The organism is Bacillus paramycoides, from assembly GCF_001884235.1.
Taxonomy (GTDB): Bacteria; Bacillota; Bacilli; order Bacillales; family Bacillaceae_G; genus Bacillus_A; species Bacillus_A paramycoides.
In genome coordinates, this window is sequence record NZ_MAOI01000065.1 from 138,376 (window position 1) to 160,338 (window position 21,963).

22 protein-coding genes and 2 other annotated features are annotated in these 21,963 nt (G+C 37.6%); all 22 genes read left to right on the forward strand.

The genetic code is table 11. The annotated features are described in order from the left end of the window. The first annotated feature begins 1 nt into the window (after position 1). Positions 2-991: a porphobilinogen synthase gene (hemB, locus tag BAU28_RS10480; RefSeq protein ID WP_002173629.1), complete on the forward strand. Its 990-nt coding sequence runs from the start codon at positions 2-4 to the stop codon at positions 989-991. Next, complete coding sequence (gene hemL / locus BAU28_RS10485) at positions 991-2,280, forward strand: glutamate-1-semialdehyde 2,1-aminomutase (RefSeq protein WP_002173628.1); 1,290 nt, start codon at positions 991-993, stop codon at positions 2,278-2,280. The genes hemB and hemL overlap by 1 nt, the downstream gene beginning before the upstream one ends. A gap of 79 nt (positions 2,281-2,359) precedes the next feature. Next, positions 2,360-3,382, forward strand: coding sequence for a stage VI sporulation protein D (gene spoVID / locus BAU28_RS10490; protein WP_116500354.1), 1,023 nt, complete (start codon positions 2,360-2,362; stop codon positions 3,380-3,382). 73 nt (positions 3,383-3,455) lie between these two features. Then, a complete protein-coding gene (ysxE, locus tag BAU28_RS10495) occupies positions 3,456-4,481 on the forward strand; it encodes a spore coat protein YsxE (protein WP_071718529.1) in 1,026 nt (341 codons plus the stop codon). 122 nt (positions 4,482-4,603) lie between these two features. After that, positions 4,604-4,835 (forward strand) — a binding site (T-box leader). Between the two features lie 38 nt (positions 4,836-4,873). Then, entirely contained in the window at positions 4,874-7,519 is a 2,646-nt protein-coding gene (locus tag BAU28_RS10500) for a valine--tRNA ligase (protein WP_071718530.1), read from the forward strand. 94 nt (positions 7,520-7,613) lie between these two features. Further along, positions 7,614-8,915 (forward strand): bifunctional folylpolyglutamate synthase/dihydrofolate synthase, encoded by a 1,302-nt coding sequence (locus BAU28_RS10505; protein ID WP_048372988.1) that lies wholly within the window; start codon positions 7,614-7,616, stop codon positions 8,913-8,915. Between the two features lie 164 nt (positions 8,916-9,079). Continuing rightward, positions 9,080-10,027, forward strand: coding sequence for a stage II sporulation protein B (locus BAU28_RS10510; RefSeq protein WP_071718531.1), 948 nt, complete (start codon positions 9,080-9,082; stop codon positions 10,025-10,027). A gap of 218 nt (positions 10,028-10,245) precedes the next feature. Beyond that, positions 10,246-10,821, forward strand: coding sequence for a Maf family protein (locus BAU28_RS10515; RefSeq protein ID WP_071718532.1), 576 nt, complete (start codon positions 10,246-10,248; stop codon positions 10,819-10,821). Between the two features lie 49 nt (positions 10,822-10,870). Continuing rightward, on the forward strand, positions 10,871-11,548 hold the full coding sequence (radC, locus tag BAU28_RS10520) for a DNA repair protein RadC (protein WP_002173621.1): 678 nt from the start codon (positions 10,871-10,873) through the stop codon (positions 11,546-11,548). A gap of 157 nt (positions 11,549-11,705) precedes the next feature. Then, the gene (mreB, locus tag BAU28_RS10525; RefSeq protein WP_000466737.1) at positions 11,706-12,725 is read left to right on the forward strand and encodes a cell shape-determining protein MreB; all 1,020 of its coding nucleotides are present in this window, start codon (positions 11,706-11,708) and stop codon (positions 12,723-12,725) included. Positions 12,726-12,766: 41 nt separating this feature from the next. Next, on the forward strand, positions 12,767-13,618 hold the full coding sequence (gene mreC / locus BAU28_RS10530) for a rod shape-determining protein MreC (RefSeq protein ID WP_002173620.1): 852 nt from the start codon (positions 12,767-12,769) through the stop codon (positions 13,616-13,618). 14 nt (positions 13,619-13,632) lie between these two features. Next, on the forward strand, positions 13,633-14,178 hold the full coding sequence (gene mreD / locus BAU28_RS10535) for a rod shape-determining protein MreD (protein ID WP_071718533.1): 546 nt from the start codon (positions 13,633-13,635) through the stop codon (positions 14,176-14,178). 35 nt (positions 14,179-14,213) lie between these two features. After that, positions 14,214-14,900, forward strand: coding sequence for a septum site-determining protein MinC (gene minC, locus BAU28_RS10540; protein ID WP_002173618.1), 687 nt, complete (start codon positions 14,214-14,216; stop codon positions 14,898-14,900). A 2-nt stretch (positions 14,901-14,902) separates the two neighbouring features. Next, positions 14,903-15,700 (forward strand): septum site-determining protein MinD, encoded by a 798-nt coding sequence (minD, locus tag BAU28_RS10545; RefSeq protein ID WP_000503310.1) that lies wholly within the window; start codon positions 14,903-14,905, stop codon positions 15,698-15,700. A 133-nt stretch (positions 15,701-15,833) separates the two neighbouring features. After that, on the forward strand, positions 15,834-16,580 hold the full coding sequence (locus BAU28_RS10550; protein ID WP_071718534.1) for a M23 family metallopeptidase: 747 nt from the start codon (positions 15,834-15,836) through the stop codon (positions 16,578-16,580). Next, positions 16,573-17,433 carry a M50 family metallopeptidase gene (locus tag BAU28_RS10555; RefSeq protein ID WP_002173616.1) on the forward strand — a complete coding sequence of 287 codons (861 nt, stop codon included), beginning with the start codon at positions 16,573-16,575 and terminating at the stop codon, positions 17,431-17,433. Before BAU28_RS10550 ends, BAU28_RS10555 begins: the two co-directional genes overlap by 8 nt. Positions 17,434-17,496: 63 nt before the next feature. Next, on the forward strand, positions 17,497-18,885 hold the full coding sequence (locus BAU28_RS10560; protein WP_071718547.1) for an Rne/Rng family ribonuclease: 1,389 nt from the start codon (positions 17,497-17,499) through the stop codon (positions 18,883-18,885). A gap of 77 nt (positions 18,886-18,962) precedes the next feature. Next, positions 18,963-19,040, forward strand: a sequence feature (ribosomal protein L21 leader region). A 14-nt stretch (positions 19,041-19,054) separates the two neighbouring features. Then, on the forward strand, positions 19,055-19,363 hold the full coding sequence (rplU, locus tag BAU28_RS10565) for a 50S ribosomal protein L21 (RefSeq protein ID WP_000270907.1): 309 nt from the start codon (positions 19,055-19,057) through the stop codon (positions 19,361-19,363). An 11-nt stretch (positions 19,364-19,374) separates the two neighbouring features. Then, complete coding sequence (locus BAU28_RS10570) at positions 19,375-19,719, forward strand: ribosomal-processing cysteine protease Prp (RefSeq protein ID WP_002008596.1); 345 nt, start codon at positions 19,375-19,377, stop codon at positions 19,717-19,719. Positions 19,720-19,722: 3 nt separating this feature from the next. Further along, complete coding sequence (gene rpmA, locus BAU28_RS10575) at positions 19,723-20,013, forward strand: 50S ribosomal protein L27 (protein ID WP_000944957.1); 291 nt, start codon at positions 19,723-19,725, stop codon at positions 20,011-20,013. A gap of 63 nt (positions 20,014-20,076) precedes the next feature. Next, entirely contained in the window at positions 20,077-20,625 is a 549-nt protein-coding gene (locus tag BAU28_RS10580; protein ID WP_002173614.1) for a sporulation initiation phosphotransferase B, read from the forward strand. Next, a complete protein-coding gene (obgE, locus tag BAU28_RS10585) occupies positions 20,625-21,911 on the forward strand; it encodes a GTPase ObgE (RefSeq protein WP_000497121.1) in 1,287 nt (428 codons plus the stop codon). Before BAU28_RS10580 ends, obgE begins: the two co-directional genes overlap by 1 nt. Positions 21,912-21,963 lie beyond the last annotated feature (52 nt).

The window sequence follows — 21,963 nt, forward strand, 5'->3', positions numbered from 1 at the left end:
TATGAATTCTTTACAATTTAATCGTCATCGTCGTTTAAGACAAAGCGGGGGCATGCGTGCGCTTGTGCGTGAAACTTTTTTACATACAGAAGATTTTATTTACCCTATTTTTGTATTAGAAGGAGAAAATACTCGTAATGAAGTTCCTTCTATGCCAGGCGTATATCAAATCTCTTTAGATTTATTGCAAGCTGAAATGCAAGAAGTTGTTGATTTAGGTATTCGTTCTGTTATTGTATTTGGTTTACCTGCTGAAAAGGATGAAGTTGGGTCATCAGCATATTGTGAGCATGGAATTGTACAACTTGCAATTAAACAAATTAAAGATGAGTTCCCTGAGCTAGTAGTAGTTGCAGATACATGTTTATGCCAATTCACAAGCCATGGTCATTGCGGTGTTATTGAAGATGGCGTTATTTTAAATGATGAGTCTCTTGCAGTTCTTGCAAAAACAGCTGTAAGCCAAGCGAAAGCAGGAGCAGACATTATTGCTCCATCTAATATGATGGATGGATTTGTAACGGCAATTCGTCACGCGTTAGATGAAAATGGTTTTTCACACGTACCAGTTATGTCGTACGCTGTGAAATATTCATCAGCATTTTACGGACCGTTCCGTGATGCAGCACATGGTGCACCGCAGTTCGGTGATCGTAAAACATATCAAATGGACCCAGCAAATCGTATGGAAGCATTCCGTGAAGCAGAATCAGATGTAATGGAAGGGGCCGATTTCTTAATTGTAAAACCAGCTCTTTCTTACTTAGATATTGTTCGTGATGTGAAAAATAACTTTAACTTACCAGTCGTAGCTTACAATGTAAGTGGTGAATATTCTATGATTAAAGCAGCAGCACAAAATGGCTGGATTAACGAAAAAGAAGTTGTATTAGAGAAATTAATAAGCATGAAGCGCGCAGGAGCAGACTTAATTATTACGTATCATGCGAAAGACGCAGCAAGATGGTTACAAGAAGGGGGCGCTAAATAATGAAAAAGTTTGATAAATCGATTGCAGCATTTGAAGAGGCACAAGATTTAATGCCTGGGGGCGTAAATAGTCCTGTTCGTGCTTTTAAGTCTGTTGGTATGAATCCATTGTTTATGGAGCGTGGAAAAGGCTCTAAAGTATATGATATCGATGGTAATGAATACATCGATTACGTATTATCGTGGGGACCTTTAATTCATGGTCATGCGAACGATCGTGTTGTTGAGGCTTTAAAAGCTGTTGCTGAAAAAGGAACAAGCTTTGGTGCACCAACAGAAATTGAAAATAAACTAGCAAAACTTGTTATTGAGCGCGTGCCATCGATTGAGATAGTACGTATGGTTAACTCTGGAACAGAGGCGACAATGAGTGCGCTACGTTTAGCACGTGGTTATACAGGGCGTAACAAAATTTTGAAATTCATTGGTTGTTATCACGGTCATGGTGATTCTTTATTAATTAAAGCAGGTTCGGGTGTAGCGACGTTAGGTTTACCAGATAGCCCTGGTGTACCAGAAGGTGTAGCGAAAAATACGATTACAGTAGCGTATAACGATTTAGAAAGTGTAAAATATGCTTTCGAACAATTCGGTGATGACATCGCTTGTGTAATTGTAGAACCAGTGGCAGGAAATATGGGGGTTGTTCCTCCGCAACCAGGATTTTTAGAAGGACTTCGTGAAGTGACAGAGCAAAACGGTTCACTGCTTATTTTTGATGAAGTAATGACAGGATTCCGCGTTGCTTACAACTGTGGACAAGGTTACTACGGCGTAACACCTGATTTAACTTGTTTAGGTAAAGTAATCGGTGGTGGTTTACCGGTAGGAGCATACGGTGGTAAAGCAGAAATTATGCGTCAGGTTGCGCCAAGCGGACCGATTTACCAAGCGGGTACATTATCAGGTAATCCACTTGCAATGGCAGCAGGTTATGAAACGTTAGTACAGTTAACACCAGAATCGTACGTGGAATTTGAGCGTAAAGCAGAAATGTTAGAGGCTGGATTACGTAAAGCGGCTGAAAAACATGGCATTCCTCATCATATTAACCGCGCAGGCTCTATGATTGGTATTTTCTTTACAGATGAGCCTGTAATCAATTACGATGCAGCAAAATCTTCGAATTTAGAATTCTTTGCAGCTTACTATCGTGAAATGGTAGAACAAGGTGTATTTTTACCACCTTCTCAATTTGAAGGTTTATTCTTATCGACAGCACATAGTGATGCAGATATTGAAGCGACAATTGCGGCGGCTGAAATTGCAATGTCAAAATTAAAAGCATAATTTCTTAGAGAAAATCGCTCTCCATAAGGGGAGCGATTTTTTTTATTCATAAAGTGGTCTTCAGAAACATAAATCTGTAATGACATATAGTTTGGGAGGGGGAAAAGAAGTGGCAACAGATCATTCATTACGATTTTCGTTAAAAGAATCTGTTTGGTTCCAAAAAGGACAGGAAGTCGAAGAACTTTTGTCAATTTCGTTAGATCCAGACGTTGAGATAGAAGAACTCGATCATGAAGTTATCGTGAGAGGGCAATTAGATTTAACGGGAGAGTACGTTGCAAGGCAAGATGATTCAGCTTATTCATTAAGGGAACTATCACCAGCAAAGGCAATTGATTATGTAGAAACAAGGGAAGACGGGGTTAATGAGCTTGTCCATTCCTTTCCACTCGAAATATCAATTCCAAGAAATCGAGTGAAAGTAATTGAAGAGTTATATGTATCAATCGAGGAATTTGATTATGAGTTAAAGGAACATGGTTGCTTACAACTATTAGCGGATATATCCATTTCAGGTTTATGTGATGAAGAAAGAATTGAGGAAGAAGAGGAAGAAGAGGGATATGCTGAGTTAGAAGAGGATACTCAAGCTGAAGAAGAGGAAAGTAGACCAGCGCAGCTTGAAGAAGTATCAGCTTATAAAGAATCAGATGGATGGGAAGATTACGCATTTGAACCGTTCCAGCTAGAAGAAAGGAAAGAGCAGGAAATAGAGGAAGAGGAAGTCGAAGTCGAAGTCGAGGAGTTTGAGAATGTGGCGCGTGAAGAGGAGCAAGAAAAAGCGCCACAGTTTGAATTGTTCGGAAGAAAAGATTTTAAGAAAGAGAAAGCGAAAAAGCAGGAAGCGCAAGAGGAAGAAGCTTACTCGCAGCGAGATGAAAACGCACTTTATTTAACGAAAATATTTACGAAAGAACCAGAAGAAGAATTTACGAAGTTAAGAATGTATTTCGTACAAGAAGGAGATACAATTGAATCAGTTGCAGAACGTTATGAAACGTCTGTACAAAACCTATACCGTGTAAATCAAACAGAAGATATATATTTAACTACAGGGCAAATTATATATATTCCTGTTTCAAAAGCAAAGGTGAAATAAGTGAGTGAGTTTTTTTCACTCACCTCTTTTCTTTTCCTAGAAGCTATGTTTTGAATAAGAAAGGGTTATTCGTATGGATATTGAATTACGAAATCGCTATGAACCCATTGTGAAGCAATATAGATTGGACACTCAGCATATGGAAGAGCACGGAAGTGTAATGAAAATTTATACGAATCAAGGTCCGTATGCGTTAAAGAGAATACAAGATAGGAAATTAGAGCGGAATAACTTTTTGCATCACATTCAATACTTGAAGGAGAAAGGTTTTTCGAATTATGTACCTATATATCATGCGACGGACGGGAACTATATTTTAAGTGATGGGACGTATAGTTATTATTTAATGCCTTGGTTAGAACGTGTAGAAGGCAACGGCGAGGATAATGATCAATATCATAAAATGTTCCAGACACTTGGAATGTTGCATCAAAAAACGGTGAAAGAGGAGACTTATACAGAAGAAGATTTAGAAAAGCATTATACGAATATATCGGAACGCTGGGAAAATGATGGTGAGATGTTAGAAGAGTTTCTTGTAGAATCTGAAGCGAAGTGGTATATGTCTCCATTTGAATTACAATATTGTACGTATTATCACCATGTTATGAGAGCACGTGAGTTCGCAACGAAACAATTAAATGAATGGCATGATGCAATGAAAGAAAAGGAAAAAACACGTATTACCTTCGTTCACGGAAATGTATCGCTTAACCATTTTTTATTTGATTATGAACGAAACGGTTATTTTATTAGTTTAGAAAAATCACAGTTTGCCACACCCGTACAAGATATCGTTAGCTTTTATTCAAGATCTTTGAACACATATCCAATTGCACGGAGTGACCGCTTTGAATGGTATCAAATGTATCAAAAAAATTTTCCGTTTACGAAAGAGGAGCAACTTCTTATGTTTGCGTATATGACGTACCCATCGCATTTTATTCGGCAAATTGAGTCTTATACGAAAAGAAGACAGAGTCGTAATGAAGAAAATGAGCTCCGCGGAGTGAAAAGCCTGCAACAATCGCATTGGCTCGTTAGCAATACAGAATATTTCCTTTCACAATTACAAGCTGCCCAGCAAGGGAACGGATAAAGAAGATAAGTAGGGCGTGCTCTGCTTGTCTTTTTTTGTGAGATAAAAGTCGTAGTCTCAAATTTATCTTGACGAATAAGGTTTCGTTTTTTACACTATTGTATATAATAATTAACAATCATATAAATGCATTGAAGGGGAAGAGTATAACATGAAACGTCTTCAGAGAGGGGAATCATTAGCTGAGAGATTCTCTAGATAGTTATGTTAGAAGGTAGCCCTGGAGCATCTTTTCTGAACGGAATGATTCTCATTAGGAAAAGACGGATTTGTCCGTTATCAAATTAAGAGTATAAGCAAATTCTGAATTTGTTTGTAAATAAAGGTGGTACCGCGATGTCCCTCGTCCTTTTTTGGATGAGGGACATTTTTTATTTTAAGGAGGGAAAATAATGTCAAACACGGAAAAGAATTTACCAACTAAATATGATCATATGTCCGTTGAAGAAGGCCTTTATCAATGGTGGCTTGAAGGCAAATATTTCGAAGCAACAGGAGATGAAAAGAAACAACCTTATACAATCGTAATCCCACCGCCAAACGTAACTGGTAAGTTGCACTTAGGTCATGCTTGGGATACGACGCTTCAAGATATTTTAACTCGTACAAAGCGTATGCAAGGTTACGATGTATTATGGCTTCCAGGAATGGACCATGCTGGTATCGCAACACAAGCGAAAGTAGAAGGAAAACTTCGTGAAGAAGGTATTTCACGTTACGATCTTGGCCGTGAGAAGTTCCTTGAAAAAGCTTGGGAATGGAAAGAAGAGTACGCTTCTCACATTCGTCAACAATGGGGGAAAGTTGGTTTAGGACTAGACTATTCTCGCGAACGTTTCACATTAGATGAAGGTTTATCCGATGCGGTTAATAAAGTATTCGTTCAATTATACGAAAAAGGCTTAATTTACCGCGGTGAATATATTATCAACTGGGACCCAGCAACACGCACGGCTCTTTCTGATATTGAAGTAATTCATAAAGAAGTTCAAGGTGCGTTCTACCATATGAACTATCCGTTAACAGATGGTTCTGGTCACATTCGTCTTGCAACAACTCGTCCAGAAACGATGCTTGGTGATACAGCAGTAGCAGTACACCCAGAAGATGATCGTTACAAACATTTAATCGGAAAAACAGTTACACTTCCAATCGTAGGCCGTGAGATTCCGATTATTGCTGATGAATACGTAGAAAAAGACTTCGGAACAGGCGTTGTAAAAATTACACCAGCTCATGACCCGAATGACTTTGAAGTAGGTAACCGTCATGACTTACCACGTATTTTAGTAATGAACGAAGATGGAACGATGAACGAAAAAGCTGGTAAGTACAACGGTATGGATCGTTTCGAATGCCGTAAAGCGTTAGTGAAAGACTTACAAGAAGCTGGCGTATTAGTAGAAATCGAGCCTCATATGCACTCAGTAGGTCATAGTGAGCGTAGCGGTGCAGTTGTTGAGCCTTACTTATCAACACAATGGTTCGTAAAAATGGCTCCACTTGCAGAAAAAGCGGTAGAACTTCAACAAAAAGAAGAAGAAAAAGTAACGTTCGTACCAGAGCGTTTTGAAAACACATACTTACGCTGGATGGAAAACATTCATGACTGGTGTATTTCTCGTCAATTATGGTGGGGACACCGCATTCCAGCTTGGTATCATAAAGAAACTGGTGAAGTATACGTAGGTACAGAAGCGCCAGCAGATATTGAAAACTGGAATCAAGATAATGACGTACTTGATACATGGTTCAGTTCAGCTTTATGGCCATTCTCAACACTTGGTTGGCCAAACGAAGATGCAGCAGACTTTAAACGTTACTATTCAACAGATGCACTAGTAACTGGTTATGACATTATCTTCTTCTGGGTATCTCGTATGATTTTCCAAGGTTTAGAGTTTACGGGAGAGCGTCCATTTAAAGATGTATTAATTCACGGTTTAGTTCGTGATGAGCAAGGACGTAAAATGAGTAAATCTCTTGGTAACGGCATCGACCCGATGGATGTTATCGAGAAGTACGGTGCAGATGCAATGCGTTACTTCTTATCAACAGGAAGTGCACCAGGCCAAGATTTACGTTTCAGCATGGAGAAAGTAGAATCTACTTGGAACTTCATTAATAAAATTTGGAACGCATCACGTTTCGTATTAATGAACATGGATGATATGAAGTATGAAGAAATTGATTTAACTGGTGAAAAATCAGTTGCAGATAAGTGGATTTTAACTCGCTTAAACGAAACAATCGAAAGTGTAACACGTAACATGGATAAATATGAGTTCGGTGAAGCTGGTCGTTCATTATACAACTTCATCTGGGATGATTTCTGTGACTGGTACATTGAGATGGCGAAACTTCCACTATATGGTGAAGATGAAGCAGCTAAGAAAACAACTCGTTCTATTTTAGCTTACGTATTAGACCAAACAATGCGTCTATTACACCCATTCATGCCATTTGTAACAGAGAAAATTTGGCAACACTTACCACATGAAGGTGAGTCTATTACAGTAGCTGCATGGCCAACAGTTCGCGAAGATTTACAAGATAAAGAGGCGGCAGCAGAAATGCACCTTCTAGTTGATATCATTCGCTCTGTTCGTAACATCCGTGCAGAAGTAAATACGCCAATGAGTAAAAAAGTTCAAATGCAAATTAAAGCAAAAGACGAGGCGGTACTAGCTCAACTTACGAAAAACAGCTCTTACATTGAGCGTTTCTGTAATCCAAGTGAATTAACAATTAAAACTGATTTACAAGCGCCAGAAAAAGCGATGACTGCAATCGTATCAGGTGCAGAGTTATTCTTACCGTTAGCTGATCTTATCAATCTTGATGAAGAGAAAGCTCGTCTTGAAAAAGAACTTGAGAAATTCGATAAAGAAGTAGAACGTGTACAGAAGAAACTTTCAAACCAAGGATTCGTAGCGAAAGCTCCTGCAGCAGTTATTGATGGAGAGCGTGCGAAAGAGCAAGATTATCTAGAAAAACGTGAAGCGGTTCGTCAACGTCTAGCTGACCTAGAGAAATAAAAATGTTTTTCAGAGACTCACTATATTGGTGAGTCTCTTTTCTTTGCGTATAATAGAATTATGAAGGTTGTCTTTTGAAAGGGGAATAACATACGTGATACATACATACGAAGAAGCGATAGGATGGATTCATAGCCGATTGAAGTTTGGTATTAAACCAGGATTAGAAAGAATGAGATGGATGCTAGAAGAGCTCGGAAATCCAGAGCGTCACATAAAATGTGTTCATCTTGCTGGCACAAATGGAAAAGGTTCAACTTTAACATATATGCGCTACATGTTAGAAGGTGCAAAATATAAGGTAGGAACGTTTACATCTCCTTATATAGAAACATTTAATGAACGTATAAGTGTAAACGGAACACCAATTGCAGATGAAGAGATTGCAGAACTTGTAAATATGGTAAAGCCAGTCGTTGAAAAATTAGATGAGACGGACTTAGGGGAAGCGACAGAGTTTGAAATTATTACAGTAATGGCAATTTGTTATTTCGGTAAAGTTAATTTCTGTGATGTTGTTTTATTTGAAACGGGACTTGGGGGAAGATTTGATTCTACAAATGTTATTCATCCTGTTCTCACGATTATTACGAATATCGGTCACGATCATATGCATATTTTAGGAAATACACTAGGAGAAATTGCATATGAAAAAGCAGGGATTATTAAGTCTGGTGTGCCGGTTATTACTGGTGTGCAAGATGAAGAAGCATTGCAAGTAATTCAAAGAGTTGCGAAGGAAAATCATGCAAACGTATATGAACTTGGCAAACAGTTTACATCACTACATAAACATTCTAATGAAGATGGGGAACATTTTGATTTTTCTTGTCCATTTGCCTCGTTTGAAGATGTTCGGATTTCAATGAAAGGGAGTCATCAAGTAGGGAATGCTTCACTAGCGCTTATGGCGATTATGTATTTGAAAACATATTTATCATTTTTAATTAATGAAGAGGAAATGAAGGTTGGATTACAAGAAGCGTACTGGATTGGTCGATTTGAAAAGTTACAAAGTAATCCAGATATTATAATAGACGGTGCTCATAATCCAGAAGGTATTGAAAGTCTTGTGAAAACGGTAGAGGCACATTATAAAGATAAAAATGTAATAATTTTATTTACTGCTCTTGGAGACAAACAGTTGCATAACATGGTAGGACAATTAGAAGAAATTGCTGATGAAATAATATTTACGACATTTGCTTTTGATCGTGCTATTTCTGCTGACAAACTTGCATCGTATTCACAAAAAGAATCAAAATTAATTTTTGAAGATTGGAAAGAGGCAATTGATACGAAGATTGAAATGATAGGAGAAAATGATGTCTTCATCATAACAGGTTCTCTATATTTCATTTCTGAAGTTCGAAAATATATTCGCAAGAAAAACTAGATAGTATTTGCTATCTAGTTTTTTGTTCTACAAATGAAGTCAAATGCATACATATAAGATAATTATATAGGGTAATTTGGCGAATTCCTCTGACAAATATCTCGTTTTTTTGTGAAATGAATATGATATGATGCGGACAACGATAAGAGGTGAGGTGTGAGTGTATGGACAAGCAATCACGAACAATCTCGGTGAAAGTAAATGGAACAGAAGCGAAGTATGAGGAAAAGAAGAAAGATGAGTTTGAATGGATGGTAGTAGAAAGTGAAAGACCGCAAAATGTCGTGCCGTTTCAAAAAGCGAAGGCAGCGCATATGGGAAAATACCGAAAGAAATGGAGTAATACACTAATCGTAATAGTTGCAACTGCAATTATTATTGGTACGGCATTTGGAATGGGGATGCTTCATTTGCTAACGGGACAAGGGACAACAGGAGAAAGTACGGCAACAACTTCGAAGCAGATGGGGAATGAGGAAAAAAAGGTGGGCGGAACGACAGAACCAAAAGAGGAAAAACCAAAAGCGCAAGGGGCTTCATTAGAACCAATGAAATTATTTTTTGTTCAGGGAGGGCTTTATTCTTCTGAAGAAAAGGGACAGGCCGCTCTTGAAGAGTGGAAAAGTAATGGAGGTATTGCTGCTTTGAAACCAAGTGGTGATAAGTATGCGCTAGTTGTTGGAGTTGCGAGTGATGAACAGGTAGTTAATCAATTAATAGATCAGTATAAGCAAGATGGCGTTTCAGTTTTGAAAAAGAATTGGGATATTACAGATAAAGCATTACTCAAAAATGATAAGGAAGTAGGTGGGTTTTTAGCGAAAGTGCAGCCATTATATACTCATTTAACAAAATATGTGTCCACCGTACAAACTAGTGGAAAGAGTAATTCAAAAGATGTAGAGGCGATTGAAAAAGAATGGCAAGCCATTGAAAAGGAAGGGAAGAGTATGAAGCGTGAAGATGCGAAGAAGCTTTATACGTATACATCTGTGGCTATGCAAACGATTAAGGAAAGAAAGAGCGATAAGGAATCTGTAGCTAAATTAAATCAAGTTATTATGGATGGATTACTTTCGTACGAAAAAATGGTTTCACAAAAAGGAAAATAATAAGATAATGAGATGAAGGAGAAAGAAGTATGTATACTTCTTTCTTTTCTTTTGAATTTAGAGCAAAGTGCTTTCTTTATGGCAGAATATAATCGCATTTAAAAAGAATCATTATTTTATTTAGAGAAAATGATATTTCTATAATTTGTGGGGAAACTATTCCTTTGATACGATTGATTTGAATTGTTCTGCTGCATATGAGAAAGGAAGGAGAAAATATGAGAAAAATTATTTTAGCTTCAGGATCACCCCGGAGGAAGGAATTACTTGAATTAGCTGATGTGCCATTTGAAATTGTTGTTAGTGAAGTAGAAGAGACGATTGGTGCATATTCATCACCTTCTGATATTGTTATGTCGCTTGCTTTGCAAAAAGCATCTGCTGTGGCGGAAAATCATAGTGATCACGTTGTAATAGGTGCAGATACAATTGTTACATATGATTCGCATATTCTTGGAAAGCCGTCTAATGAGGCTGAGGCGAAAGAAATGTTACGATTATTATCGGGGAAAACACATGAAGTATACACAGGTGTTGCCATTATATCAAAAGAGAAAACGGCAACTTTTTATGAGCGTACAGAAGTAACATTTTGGGAATTAACAGAAGAGGAAATTGACGTATACGTTGCATCGAAGGAACCACTTGATAAAGCAGGAAGCTATGGGATTCAAGGTAAAGGGTCTATTTTTGTTCAGCATATTCAAGGGGACTACTACAGTGTAGTTGGATTGCCAATTGCGCGTCTTGTCCGTGAATTAAAGCAGTTTGATAGCGATGTAACCCATGCGTAAAATTGCATGGGGTTTTCTTTGGGAGAAATCGTAAAAAAGGGGTGGAGAGATGAACGGTATTCGTGATGTTGTGAGAGAAGAACAGCCACGGGAGCGTTTATTGTTAGAAGGAGCTGGAAGTTTATCGAATCGAGAACTACTTGCAGTTTTACTCAGAACGGGTTCTAAAGAAGAGACGGTTTTAATGTTATCAGACAAAATTTTACATCATTTTGATGGCTTACGAATGTTGAAAGATGCAACGTTAGAAGAGATGATGAGCATTCATGGTGTTGGGATCGTAAAGGCGTCTCAGCTTGTGGCTGCTTTCGAATTAGGTAGAAGAATGGTACGTTTAGAATATCAAAATAGATATAGTATTCGAAGTCCAGAAGATTGTGCGAGCTATATGATGGAAGAAATGCGTTTTTTGCAGCAGGAGCATTTTGTTTGTTTATATTTGAATACGAAAAATCAAGTTATACATAGGCAAACGATTTTTATTGGAAGTTTAAATACGTCGATTGTGCACCCGAGGGAAGTTTTTAAAGAAGCGTTCCGTCGTGCAGCAGCCTCTATTATATGTCTTCATAACCATCCCTCAGGAGATCCGGCGCCGAGCCGTGAAGATATTGAAGTTACAAAACGATTAGTAGAATGTGGTCGAATTATCGGAATTGAAGTGCTTGATCATATCATAATAGGTGACCATAAATTCGTGAGTTTAAAGGAAAAAGGTCATATTTAAGACTATTCTTTTTACTTATTTTGTTTTATAATGTGATTTATGAGTTTTTTGTAGAAAATTATCTACAAAAAGGATACAAATATAAAAAACGTACTGTTTTTATAAATATAAAGTAAGAAAAATGAGTCCGTGAAAATAAGAAGGGAAGATAGATGATATGTTTGGATTTGGTGGATTTACTCGCGATCTTGGAATAGATTTAGGAACAGCGAACACGCTTGTATATGTGAAAGGAAAAGGTGTAGTTTTACGTGAACCTTCAGTAGTAGCATTACAAACTGATACGAAACAAATCGTTGCGGTAGGTAGCGATGCAAAACAAATGATTGGTCGTACACCAGGAAACGTAGTGGCACTTCGTCCTATGAAAGACGGTGTAATTGCTGATTACGAAACAACAGCAACAATGATGAAATATTATATTCAACAAGCTCAAAAATCAAATGGATTTTTCTCACGTAAACCATACGTAATGGTATGTGTACCATCTGGTATTACAGCTGTAGAAAGACGTGCAGTAATCGATGCGACTCGTCAAGCGGGCGCTCGTGATGCATACCCAATTGAAGAGCCATTTGCAGCAGCAATTGGTGCGAACTTACCTGTTTGGGAGCCAACTGGTAGTATGGTTGTTGATATCGGTGGTGGTACAACAGAAGTTGCAATTATTTCTTTAGGTGGTATTGTAACAAGTCAATCAGTTCGTGTTGCTGGTGATGATATGGATGATTCAATCATTCAGTACATTAAGAAAAGCTACAACTTAATGATCGGTGAAAGAACTGCAGAAGCATTAAAATTAGAAATCGGTTCTGCAGGCGAGCCAGAAGGTATTGAGCCGATGGAAATTCGCGGTCGTGATTTAGTAAGTGGTTTACCAAAAACAGTACTAATTCAACCAGAAGAAATTGCAGATGCATTAAAAGATACAGTAGATGCGATTGTAGAGTCAGTTAAAAATACGTTAGAGAAAACTCCACCTGAATTAGCGGCAGATATTATGGACCGTGGTATTGTATTAACAGGTGGTGGAGCATTGCTTCGTAACTTAGATAAAGTTATTAGTGAAGAAACAAATATGCCAGTTCTTGTTGCAGAGGACCCATTAGATTGCGTAGCAATTGGAACGGGTAAAGCATTAGACAATATCGATCTTTTCAAAACTGCTGCTCGATAATATTGCAAAATAAAAATCACTGAAATTAAGAGGGTGTGAACGTGCCACAGTTTTTCTTAAACAAAAGATTAATTGTTTTGTTAGTTAGTATTATTCTTCTCGTGGCATTGATTGGAATCTCATTGAAAGAACGGAACAGTTTAACATGGCCAGAGCAGTTTATTAAAGATACTGTCGGTGTTGTAGAACGTGTATTCCAAAAGCCAGCGAATTATGTTGCCGGATTCTTCGAAAACGTAGAAGATGTAAAGCGCACGTATGAAGAGAATAAAGAATTAAAAGCAAAATTAGATAATTATGCAGATCTATCAGGAAAAGTAAAGCAATTAGAAGATGATAAAAAGAAATTACAAGAGTTAACTGGTAAAAAAGAGTTGAATAGCGATTATACTGAAATTCCAGCTACTGTTGTTTCTCGTAATCCAGATAAATGGTACGATTTAATTGGAATTGATAAAGGGGCACAGCAAGGAATTAAAAAAGATATGGCTGTAATCACTTCACAAGGTTTAGTTGGACGAGTGAAAAGTGTATCGCAGTTTACATCGTCAGTAGAGTTGTTAAGTTCTATGAGCCGAACAAACCGTGTTTCTGCTATTGTACAAGGACAAGAAAAAATCTTTGGATTGATTGAAGGTTATGATAAAGAAAAACAATTACTTCTTTTCACAAAGATTGGCTCTGATGCACCAGTAGCAAAAGATCAACTAGTTGTAACATCTGGACTTGGTGATATTTTCCCGAAAGGTCTTGTAATTGGGAAGATCGTTGATGTTCAGCCAGATCCATACGGTTTAACAAAAACAGCTTATGTGAAACCTGCTGCTGATTTAAATGACGTAGAGCATATTACGGTTGCCAAACGCGCTACGCCTACAGCACCGTTAGAATAGGAGGGGAAGAAGAGATGATAAAGATTTTAAAAAGAGCAGCTCTTCCTCTTTTGCTCCTTTTTGTTTTTTTATTTGAAAATATGTTCTCTACTGTTGTTCCAACGGAAGTTTTTTGGAAAGGCAGTATAGCAGCGCCGCATTTCTTTATAATTGTGCTCTGTTTTATTACAGTGTACTATAGTCCGATTCAAGGGATTTACTACGGACTATTGTTTGGTTTTTTATTTGATACCGTATACACAGAGCTTGTCGGTATATATATATTTGCTTATCCAATTTTAGCTTACTTAGTTTATAGTGCGATGAAGGTATTACAATTGAATTTATTTATTGTTGTTTCTATCGTATTAGCTGGTATTGCAGCATTAGAGTACTATGTGTATGGATTTTTAACTTTGTTAGGACGTACTCATATGTCGGCGCATGTCTTTTTCACCGATCGTCTCCTTGCTACTTTATTGCTAAATGGAATTTTCTTATTAATAGTTTGTTTCCCACTGAGACGATATTTAGTGCGTCTTTCAAAAGCGATGGAAGAAAAAGAAAAAAGGATTTTCTAATTTTATGTCGAATTGAATCGGTGGGGTGAACTTTAGTGGAAGAAAAAAAGCAACAAAATGTAACGATAAAAGGGACGAAAGATGGAATAACACTTCATTTAGATGATTGCTGTTCATTCTCAGAATTACTGAAAGAATTGGACGAGAAGCTTTCTACACATTACTATGACGGTGACGGACGCTCTTTAATTGAAGTGCATGTTAAAGTAGGAAATCGTTATTTAACAGAAGTTCAACAAGAAGAGATTCGTACGTTAATTCGCAATAAGAAGAACCTTGTTGTGGATTCTATTGAAAGTGATGTTATAACAAAAGCGGAAGCAATAGCTTGGATAGAAGAAACAGAAATTGTCCCTATTTCTAAAATTGTTCGCTCTGGACAAGTGTTACATGTAAAAGGAAATTTATTATTAATTGGGGATGTTAATCCAGGCGGAACGGTTATCGCTGGGGGGAATATTTTTGTTGTGGGATCATTAAGAGGGATTGCACATGCTGGGTATAATGGAGATTCAGAAGCTGTCATTGCTGCATCTATTATGAACCCTATGCAACTCCGAATTAGTGATGTGGCAATGCGGGCTCCGGAAGAGAAAGAAGACGGAGCTGAGGCGGCGGAATGTGCGTATATTAATGAGAACAATCACATTGTTGTCGATCGCCTGCAACTTCTCACTCATCTTAGACCTAATTTAACAAAGTTAGAAAGGGGAATTGTATAGCTGTGGGAGAGGCAATAGTAATTACATCTGGAAAAGGCGGAGTAGGTAAAACTACAACGTCTGCGAACATTGGTACAGCCTTAGCGTTATCTGGAAAGAAAGTATGCTTAATTGACACAGATATCGGTTTACGTAATTTAGACGTAGTAATGGGGCTGGAAAATCGTATTGTATTTGATCTTGTTGATGTCGTTGAAGGGCGTTGTCGTTTACCTCAGGCTCTTATTAAAGATAAGCGTTTTGATGATCTATATTTATTACCTGCAGCACAAACAAGTGATAAATCGGCGGTAACACCTGAACAAATGGATGAATTAATACAAGTATTACGTCAAGATTATGATTACATATTAATTGATTGTCCTGCCGGGATTGAGCAGGGATTTAAAAATGCAGTAGCGGGTGCGGATAAAGCAATCGTTGTAACAACACCAGAAGTATCCTCAATGCGTGATGCGGATCGTATTATCGGGCTTTTAGAGAAAGAGGATATTGAACCACCGAAACTTGTTATTAACCGTGTGCGTAGTCATATGCTTCATGAACAAGATATGTTAGATGTAGATGAAATCGTACGTACACTGTCAATCGAGCTTCTTGGAGTTGTTGAGGATGATGATGAAGTTATTCGTGCTACGAATACAGGTGAACCTGTAGCACTGCAACCTAGTGGGAAAGCAGCGCTAGCTTATCGTAATATTGCAAGACGTTTATTAGGTGAGAATGTACCATTACAAGCATTTGAACAAGAAAAAGTATCGGTATTTACAAAGATGAAAAACTTCTTTGGAATCCGTTAAAAGCACTTCGCATATATGCGGAGTGCTTTCTTTTTTCTTCGCATGAATATCTTTCTTCCGTAGCTCATACATATGTACAAACTGTATATAACTGTTTCTATTTGAATAAGGCTAACTAAAGAAAGGAGACAGTATGAAGAATAGACGTGTAGAAGAAATTAAAAAGCGGATTGCGAAAAGGAAAGCAGAGCAAGAAAGGATGGAGGAAGAGCAGTATTTTGCTGGAGGTGATTTTGACAGCGAAACGGTATTTATTGAAGAAGGGGAAAAGGGAATTCATCCCCTATTTCGAAAAGAAGTCTTTCTCTTCAAAGTTTTGCTATCAGCAATATTAGTTCTTTCAATCGCTATTTTATTTAAAAATGCTCCGCCTTCCTTTGATGGCACTAGAGCTGTTACAGAAAAAGTTATGAAAGAAGAGTTTCAATTTGCTACTATATCGAAATGGTATGAAAAGCAGTTTGGAAAACCTCTTGTGTTCTATTCTCCAAATGAGAAAAAAGAAGGGGCTATTCAGCAAAAAGATTATGCAATTCCTGCTTCTGGAAAGGTGATGCAAGGATTTCAAAAAAACGGCCAAGGTGTATTTGTTCAAACAGCTACAAATGCAACGGTGGAGTCAGTAAATGAAGGTGTAGTTATTTTTGCAGGCAAGAAAGAGGAACTTGGAAATACAGTTCAAATTCAACATGCCGACGGTACAGAATCGTGGTATGGAAATTTAAGTGATATGTCAGTGAAGTTATATGATTACGTTTCAAAAAAACAGAAAATCGGAACGGTGAATAGTGACGAAAATAATAAAAACGGTAAATTTTACTTTGCGATAAAAAAGAATGAAAAATTTATTGATCCCATTCAGGTGATTTCATTTGATTAAATATAGAGATGTTTTAACGAAAATTACAGTACATCCATTGTTTTGGGTTATTATCGTTATTGGCATTTTCACGGCACGTTTTAAAGAGTTAATATTATTATTTTGTATCGTTCTAGTTCATGAACTTGGGCATGCTTTTGCAGCGGCATATTATAATTGGCGTATTAAACAAATTCAGCTTTTGCCATTTGGTGGCGTAGCTGAGCTTGAAGAACATGGGAACAAATCATTAAAAGAAGAATTAATTGTCGTTATAGCTGGGCCAATTCAGCATGTATGGATGATTGCGGTTGCTTATATTTTGTATCAAGCGGGCTGGGTAACTAATGATTTGTATCATTTCTTTGTGTGGAATAATGTCGTTATTTTAGGTTTTAATTTATTGCCTATTTGGCCACTTGATGGTGGGAAAGTATTATTTAATGTATTATCATATCGTTTTCCTTATTTACAAGCACATGAAAAGATGATGAAATTGTCATGTGTTTTTTTTAGTGTAATATTAGGATGGCAGTTACTTTGGAATAGTAATAACATTATGATGTGGGTATTACTCGTCTTTCTAGCGATTTCTTTATATCAAGAATGGAAACAAAGAAGGTACGCATTTATGCGCTTTTTATTAGAACGTTATTATGGGAATAAAAGAGATATTGAAAAGATTGCACCTATTGAGGTGAAAACAGAAGATCGTTTATATACGATTTTCACAAAATTTCGCAGAGGATATAAACACTCTATTATCGTCCATGGAAAATATAAAGAGCACTACACATTGGATGAAAATGAGTTGTTGTATGCGTATTTTGCTGAAAAAAGAACAACCTCATCTGTTGAAGAATTAATTGGTTAGTGTTGACGACGACACTAACCTTTTATATTGTAAGGAAAAGAAGTGAAAAGTGAGGAAAGAATTTTGAAGACGTTATATATTAACTACACTGGTTCGGAAAAGCGTGTTGCGATAGAAGAGAAGCGAAAAGTTGTCGAACTATTATGGAAACGTAATGAAGAGCAGGAAATTGTCGGACATATTTATGTTGGACGTATCGTAAGAACAATTGCTGGAATGAACGCAGCCTTTGTAAATATCGGATTAGAAAAACATGCATATCTTTCATACGATGATGTACCATCTTCATATCGCATACATGAAGGGCAGGCGATACTTGTACAAGTTGTGAAAGAGGCAATTGATACGAAAGGGCCAAAATTAACGGCGAAGATAGAAATTACTGGGAAATATGTCGTGTATATGCCGTATGATGAAATGCGTGCTGTTTCTCGGAAAATAAAAAATAACAAGAGAAGACAAGAGTTACTTCATATTGAAGTGGAAGGGACAGGAGGATATATATTCCGTTCTGCTTCTGAAAAAGGGACAATTGATGAAATACAAGCTGAAATGCAGCGACTGCAACAACTATATGAAGAATTAACAAGAAAAGAAGACCAAGGGAAGGCACCGTTACTACTTCATCGACCAGCGACGTTTTTAGATCGTGTATTTCAGGAGAACCCAATTGAAACGATTGAAAAAGTAGTTGTAGATACGAGAAGTGTAGTAAAAGAATTAGAAGAAAAAGTAGGGAAAGAAAGAGTATCCTTTTATAATGAAAAATCTTCTATGTTTAACCATTTTGGAATAGAACGTGAAATCGAGAAAGCACTTCAAAAAATTGTTTGGCTACCAAATGGTGCTTATCTAATTGTGGAACAAATGGAGACGATGACTGTAATTGATGTGAATACGGGTAAGTTTACTGGAAAACAAAATTTACAAGATACAGTACTTCGTACAAATGAAATGGCTGCTGAAGAGATCGCTCGTCAATTGAGACTTCGTGATATTGGCGGCATGATATTAATCGATTTTATTAATATGAAAAGACGGGAAGATAAAGAGAAGGTAAGAGAGAGTTTAATGTTAGCTTTACAAGATGATCGTACATATACGAGAGTGCTTGGGTTTACTGAGTTAGGAATTTTAGAAATGACGCGTAAGCGCAAGAAACATTCGTTACGTGACGTATTATTAGAAGAGTGTGCACCTTGTAAAGCGACAGGCTACGTTATGTCTAATGAAACAATCGCGTACGAGCTAGAGAGAGAACTTATTACTTATGGTAATATAGAGGATGAAGCTGTATTGATTGGTGCCTCGAAAAAGGTGCAAAAAATATTTTTACAAAAAGAGTTACAAAAAAATATTCCGTTTGAAATTTATTTCAAAGACGAAGATGTAGAGAAGTATGCGGTAATTCGTTTCGGAAGTAAAAAAGAAATAATGGAACGGAAAAAATAGTTAGCAGAACATTTGTTGACAATAGTTAATGATTCATGATAACATCTTTATGTTATAGTTTATAGCACCTAAACGGCTATATGCTACAACCGCACAAGACAGGTTCCCTAAAGGCATTTATGTCTACCTCGTTTTTGGCGAGTCTTAGTAATTAAGAGGAGGTGCAAGTATGTACGCAATTATCGAAACAGGTGGAAAACAAATTAAAGTTGAAGCTGGTCAAGCAATCTACATTGAAAAATTAGATGTTGAAGCTGGTGAAACTGTTACTTTTGACAAAGTTCTTTTCGTTGGTGGCGAAAACGTTAAAGTTGGTAGCCCAGTTGTAGAAGGTGCAACAGTTACTGCGAAAGTTGAAAAACAAGGTCGCGCTAAGAAAATCATCGTTTTCAAATACAAAGCGAAAAAGAACAATCGTAAGAAACAAGGTCATCGTCAACCTTACACTAAGCTAGTTGTTGAAGCTATCAACGCTTAATTCTGGTTAACATGATTAAAATTACGATAAGTCGCACGAAATTAGGAAGTATCCAATCATTTAAAATGACTGGACATGCCAATTATGCGCCACATGGACAAGACCTTGTCTGTGCTGGAACTACAGCGGTTGTGTTTGGTTCTATAAATGCAGTGGAAGAACTTTGTAATGTGCAGGCAACTATTGAACTCGGAAGTGATGGCGGATTCTTAACGTATGAATTGCCTAATGATTTAGACGTTCATACAGCAGAAAAAGCACAGATACTTTTAGAAGGATTGGTTGTTTCGCTTAAGACGATCGAACTTGATTACGGAAAGTATATCCGTTTAATAGAAAAAGTGCAGGAGGTGTAACGTATGTTAAGATTAGATCTTCAGTTTTTCGCATCTAAGAAAGGTGTAGGTAGTACAAAGAACGGTCGTGACTCTCAGTCAAAACGTCTTGGTGCTAAACGCGCAGATGGTCAAACGGTTTCAGGTGGTTCAATTCTTTACCGTCAACGCGGTACAAAAATTTATCCAGGTGTTAACGTTGGTCGTGGTGGCGATGACACTTTATACGCGAAAGTTGACGGCGTAGTACGCTTCGAGCGTCTTGGCCGTGACCGCAAACAAGTGAGCGTATATCCTGTTGCTCAAGAAGCATAAGAACTCACGGAAAACTCTAACCTGAGTGCAGGTTAGAGTTTTTCTATATTAAGGGGTATCTAAATGAATGAAAAATGGACAATTATAGATGCATTGCGCCACTCAAGACATGATTGGCTCAATCGTTTGCAGATGGTTAAAGGAAACCTTTCCCTTGGAAAAGTGGAAGAGATTCATAAGCTCATCGATCGTTTTGTCCAAGAAGCGAGACAAGAATCCAATCTGATGGGGCTATCAATGCCTTTATTTTCAGAGTGGATTTTAACATATAATTGGAAACAGCAACCGTGCTTATTGGAGTACGAAGTATTGGGAGAATTACATAACTTATCTCATATCGATGAGAATGTATGTACATGGACGAATCAGTTTTTCTTAATGCTTCAGCATAGTTTAGACGTATATGTTGAAAATTATGTTTGTATCACAATTGAAAGTGACGCGGAGAATGCTCGTTTCTTTTTTGATTTTCGTGGAAAGCTAACGAATGTAGAAGAACTACAAACGTGGCTTGCGAACCAAAACAATAAATGGTATTCCATTTCTTATACAGTACGAGACGAAGAAGTCTCAGTTATATTACAACCAATCGAAAAAAGTGTGGTGAAATAATGTTTGTAGATCAGGTCAAGATATATGTAAAAGGCGGCGACGGTGGTAACGGAATGGTTGCGTATCGTCGTGAGAAGTATGTACCTAAAGGTGGCCCAGCAGGTGGCGACGGTGGTAAAGGTGCAGATGTTGTTTTCGTTGTTGAGGAAGGCTTACGTACATTAATGGACTTCCGCTACCAACGTCATTTCAAAGCTGATCGCGGTCAGCACGGAATGAGTAAAGGTCAGCACGGTCGTAAATCAGAAGATTTAATCGTAAAGGTTCCACCAGGAACAATAGTAAAAGATGAAAAAACAGGTCAAATTCTTGCCGATTTAGTAACGCATGAACAAACAGCTGTAATCGCAAGAGGTGGCCGTGGTGGCCGTGGTAACTCACGTTTCGCAACAGCGACAAACCCAGCGCCTGAAATCGCTGAGAACGGGGAACCAGGTCAAGAACGTGATGTCATTCTAGAACTTAAAGTGCTAGCAGATGTTGGACTTGTTGGATTCCCAAGTGTAGGTAAATCTACATTATTATCTGTTGTATCATCAGCGCGTCCGAAAATTGCAGAGTATCACTTTACAACAATCGTTCCAAATCTTGGTGTTGTTGAAACGGGTGATAACCGCAGCTTCGTTATGGCTGACCTTCCTGGATTAATTGAAGGCGCACACGCTGGCGTCGGACTTGGACACCAATTCTTACGTCATATCGAACGTACACGTGTAATTGTGCATGTTATCGATATGTCTGGTTTAGAAGGCCGTGAGCCATATGAAGATTATGTCACAATCAATAATGAATTAAAAGAATACAATATGCGTTTAACAGAGCGTCCACAAGTTGTTGTTGCAAACAAAATGGATATGCCAGATGCGGAAGAAAACTTACAAGCATTTAAAGAGAAAGTGGGAGACGAAGTAAAAATCTTCCCAATCTCAGCTGTAACGAAACAAGGTGTTCGTGATTTACTATTTGAAGTAGCGAACTTATTAGAAACAACACCAGAATTCCCAATGTACGATGTTGTCGAGGAGTCTGAAGCAAGTGTAATGTACAAATTTGATGCTGAAAGTCTTAAATTTGAAATTACACGTGAAAGTGACGGCACGTTTGTTATTTCTGGTTACGATATCGAGAAGACATTCAAAATGACGGACTTCTCACGTGATGAATCTATACGTCGTTTCGCTCGTCAAATGCGCGGAATGGGTATTGATGAAGCGCTTCGTGCACGCGGTGCAAAAGATGGAGATATTGTAAAAATTCTTGAATATGAATTTGAATTTATCGATTAAGACTGCCAAAATACGGCGGTCTTTTTTTTTTATTTACGGACAATAAAACACC

Coding starts and splice junctions, on each gene's coding strand:
- obgE (WP_000497121.1), top strand. CDS start 20,625: ATGTTTGTAGATCAGGTCAAGATATATGTAAAAGGCGGCGACGGTGGT.
- BAU28_RS10570 (WP_002008596.1), top strand. CDS start 19,375: ATGATTAAAATTACGATAAGTCGCACGAAATTAGGAAGTATCCAATCA.
- mreB (WP_000466737.1), top strand. CDS start 11,706: ATGTTTGGATTTGGTGGATTTACTCGCGATCTTGGAATAGATTTAGGA.
- hemL (WP_002173628.1), top strand. CDS start 991: ATGAAAAAGTTTGATAAATCGATTGCAGCATTTGAAGAGGCACAAGAT.
- BAU28_RS10510 (WP_071718531.1), top strand. CDS start 9,080: ATGGACAAGCAATCACGAACAATCTCGGTGAAAGTAAATGGAACAGAA.
- spoVID (WP_116500354.1), top strand. CDS start 2,360: ATGACATATAGTTTGGGAGGGGGAAAAGAAGTGGCAACAGATCATTCA.
- radC (WP_002173621.1), top strand. CDS start 10,871: ATGAACGGTATTCGTGATGTTGTGAGAGAAGAACAGCCACGGGAGCGT.
- mreD (WP_071718533.1), top strand. CDS start 13,633: ATGATAAAGATTTTAAAAAGAGCAGCTCTTCCTCTTTTGCTCCTTTTT.
- BAU28_RS10580 (WP_002173614.1), top strand. CDS start 20,077: ATGAATGAAAAATGGACAATTATAGATGCATTGCGCCACTCAAGACAT.
- rpmA (WP_000944957.1), top strand. CDS start 19,723: ATGTTAAGATTAGATCTTCAGTTTTTCGCATCTAAGAAAGGTGTAGGT.
- rplU (WP_000270907.1), top strand. CDS start 19,055: ATGTACGCAATTATCGAAACAGGTGGAAAACAAATTAAAGTTGAAGCT.
- ysxE (WP_071718529.1), top strand. CDS start 3,456: ATGGATATTGAATTACGAAATCGCTATGAACCCATTGTGAAGCAATAT.
- BAU28_RS10515 (WP_071718532.1), top strand. CDS start 10,246: ATGAGAAAAATTATTTTAGCTTCAGGATCACCCCGGAGGAAGGAATTA.
- hemB (WP_002173629.1), top strand. CDS start 2: ATGAATTCTTTACAATTTAATCGTCATCGTCGTTTAAGACAAAGCGGG.
- BAU28_RS10500 (WP_071718530.1), top strand. CDS start 4,874: ATGTCAAACACGGAAAAGAATTTACCAACTAAATATGATCATATGTCC.
- BAU28_RS10550 (WP_071718534.1), top strand. CDS start 15,834: ATGAAGAATAGACGTGTAGAAGAAATTAAAAAGCGGATTGCGAAAAGG.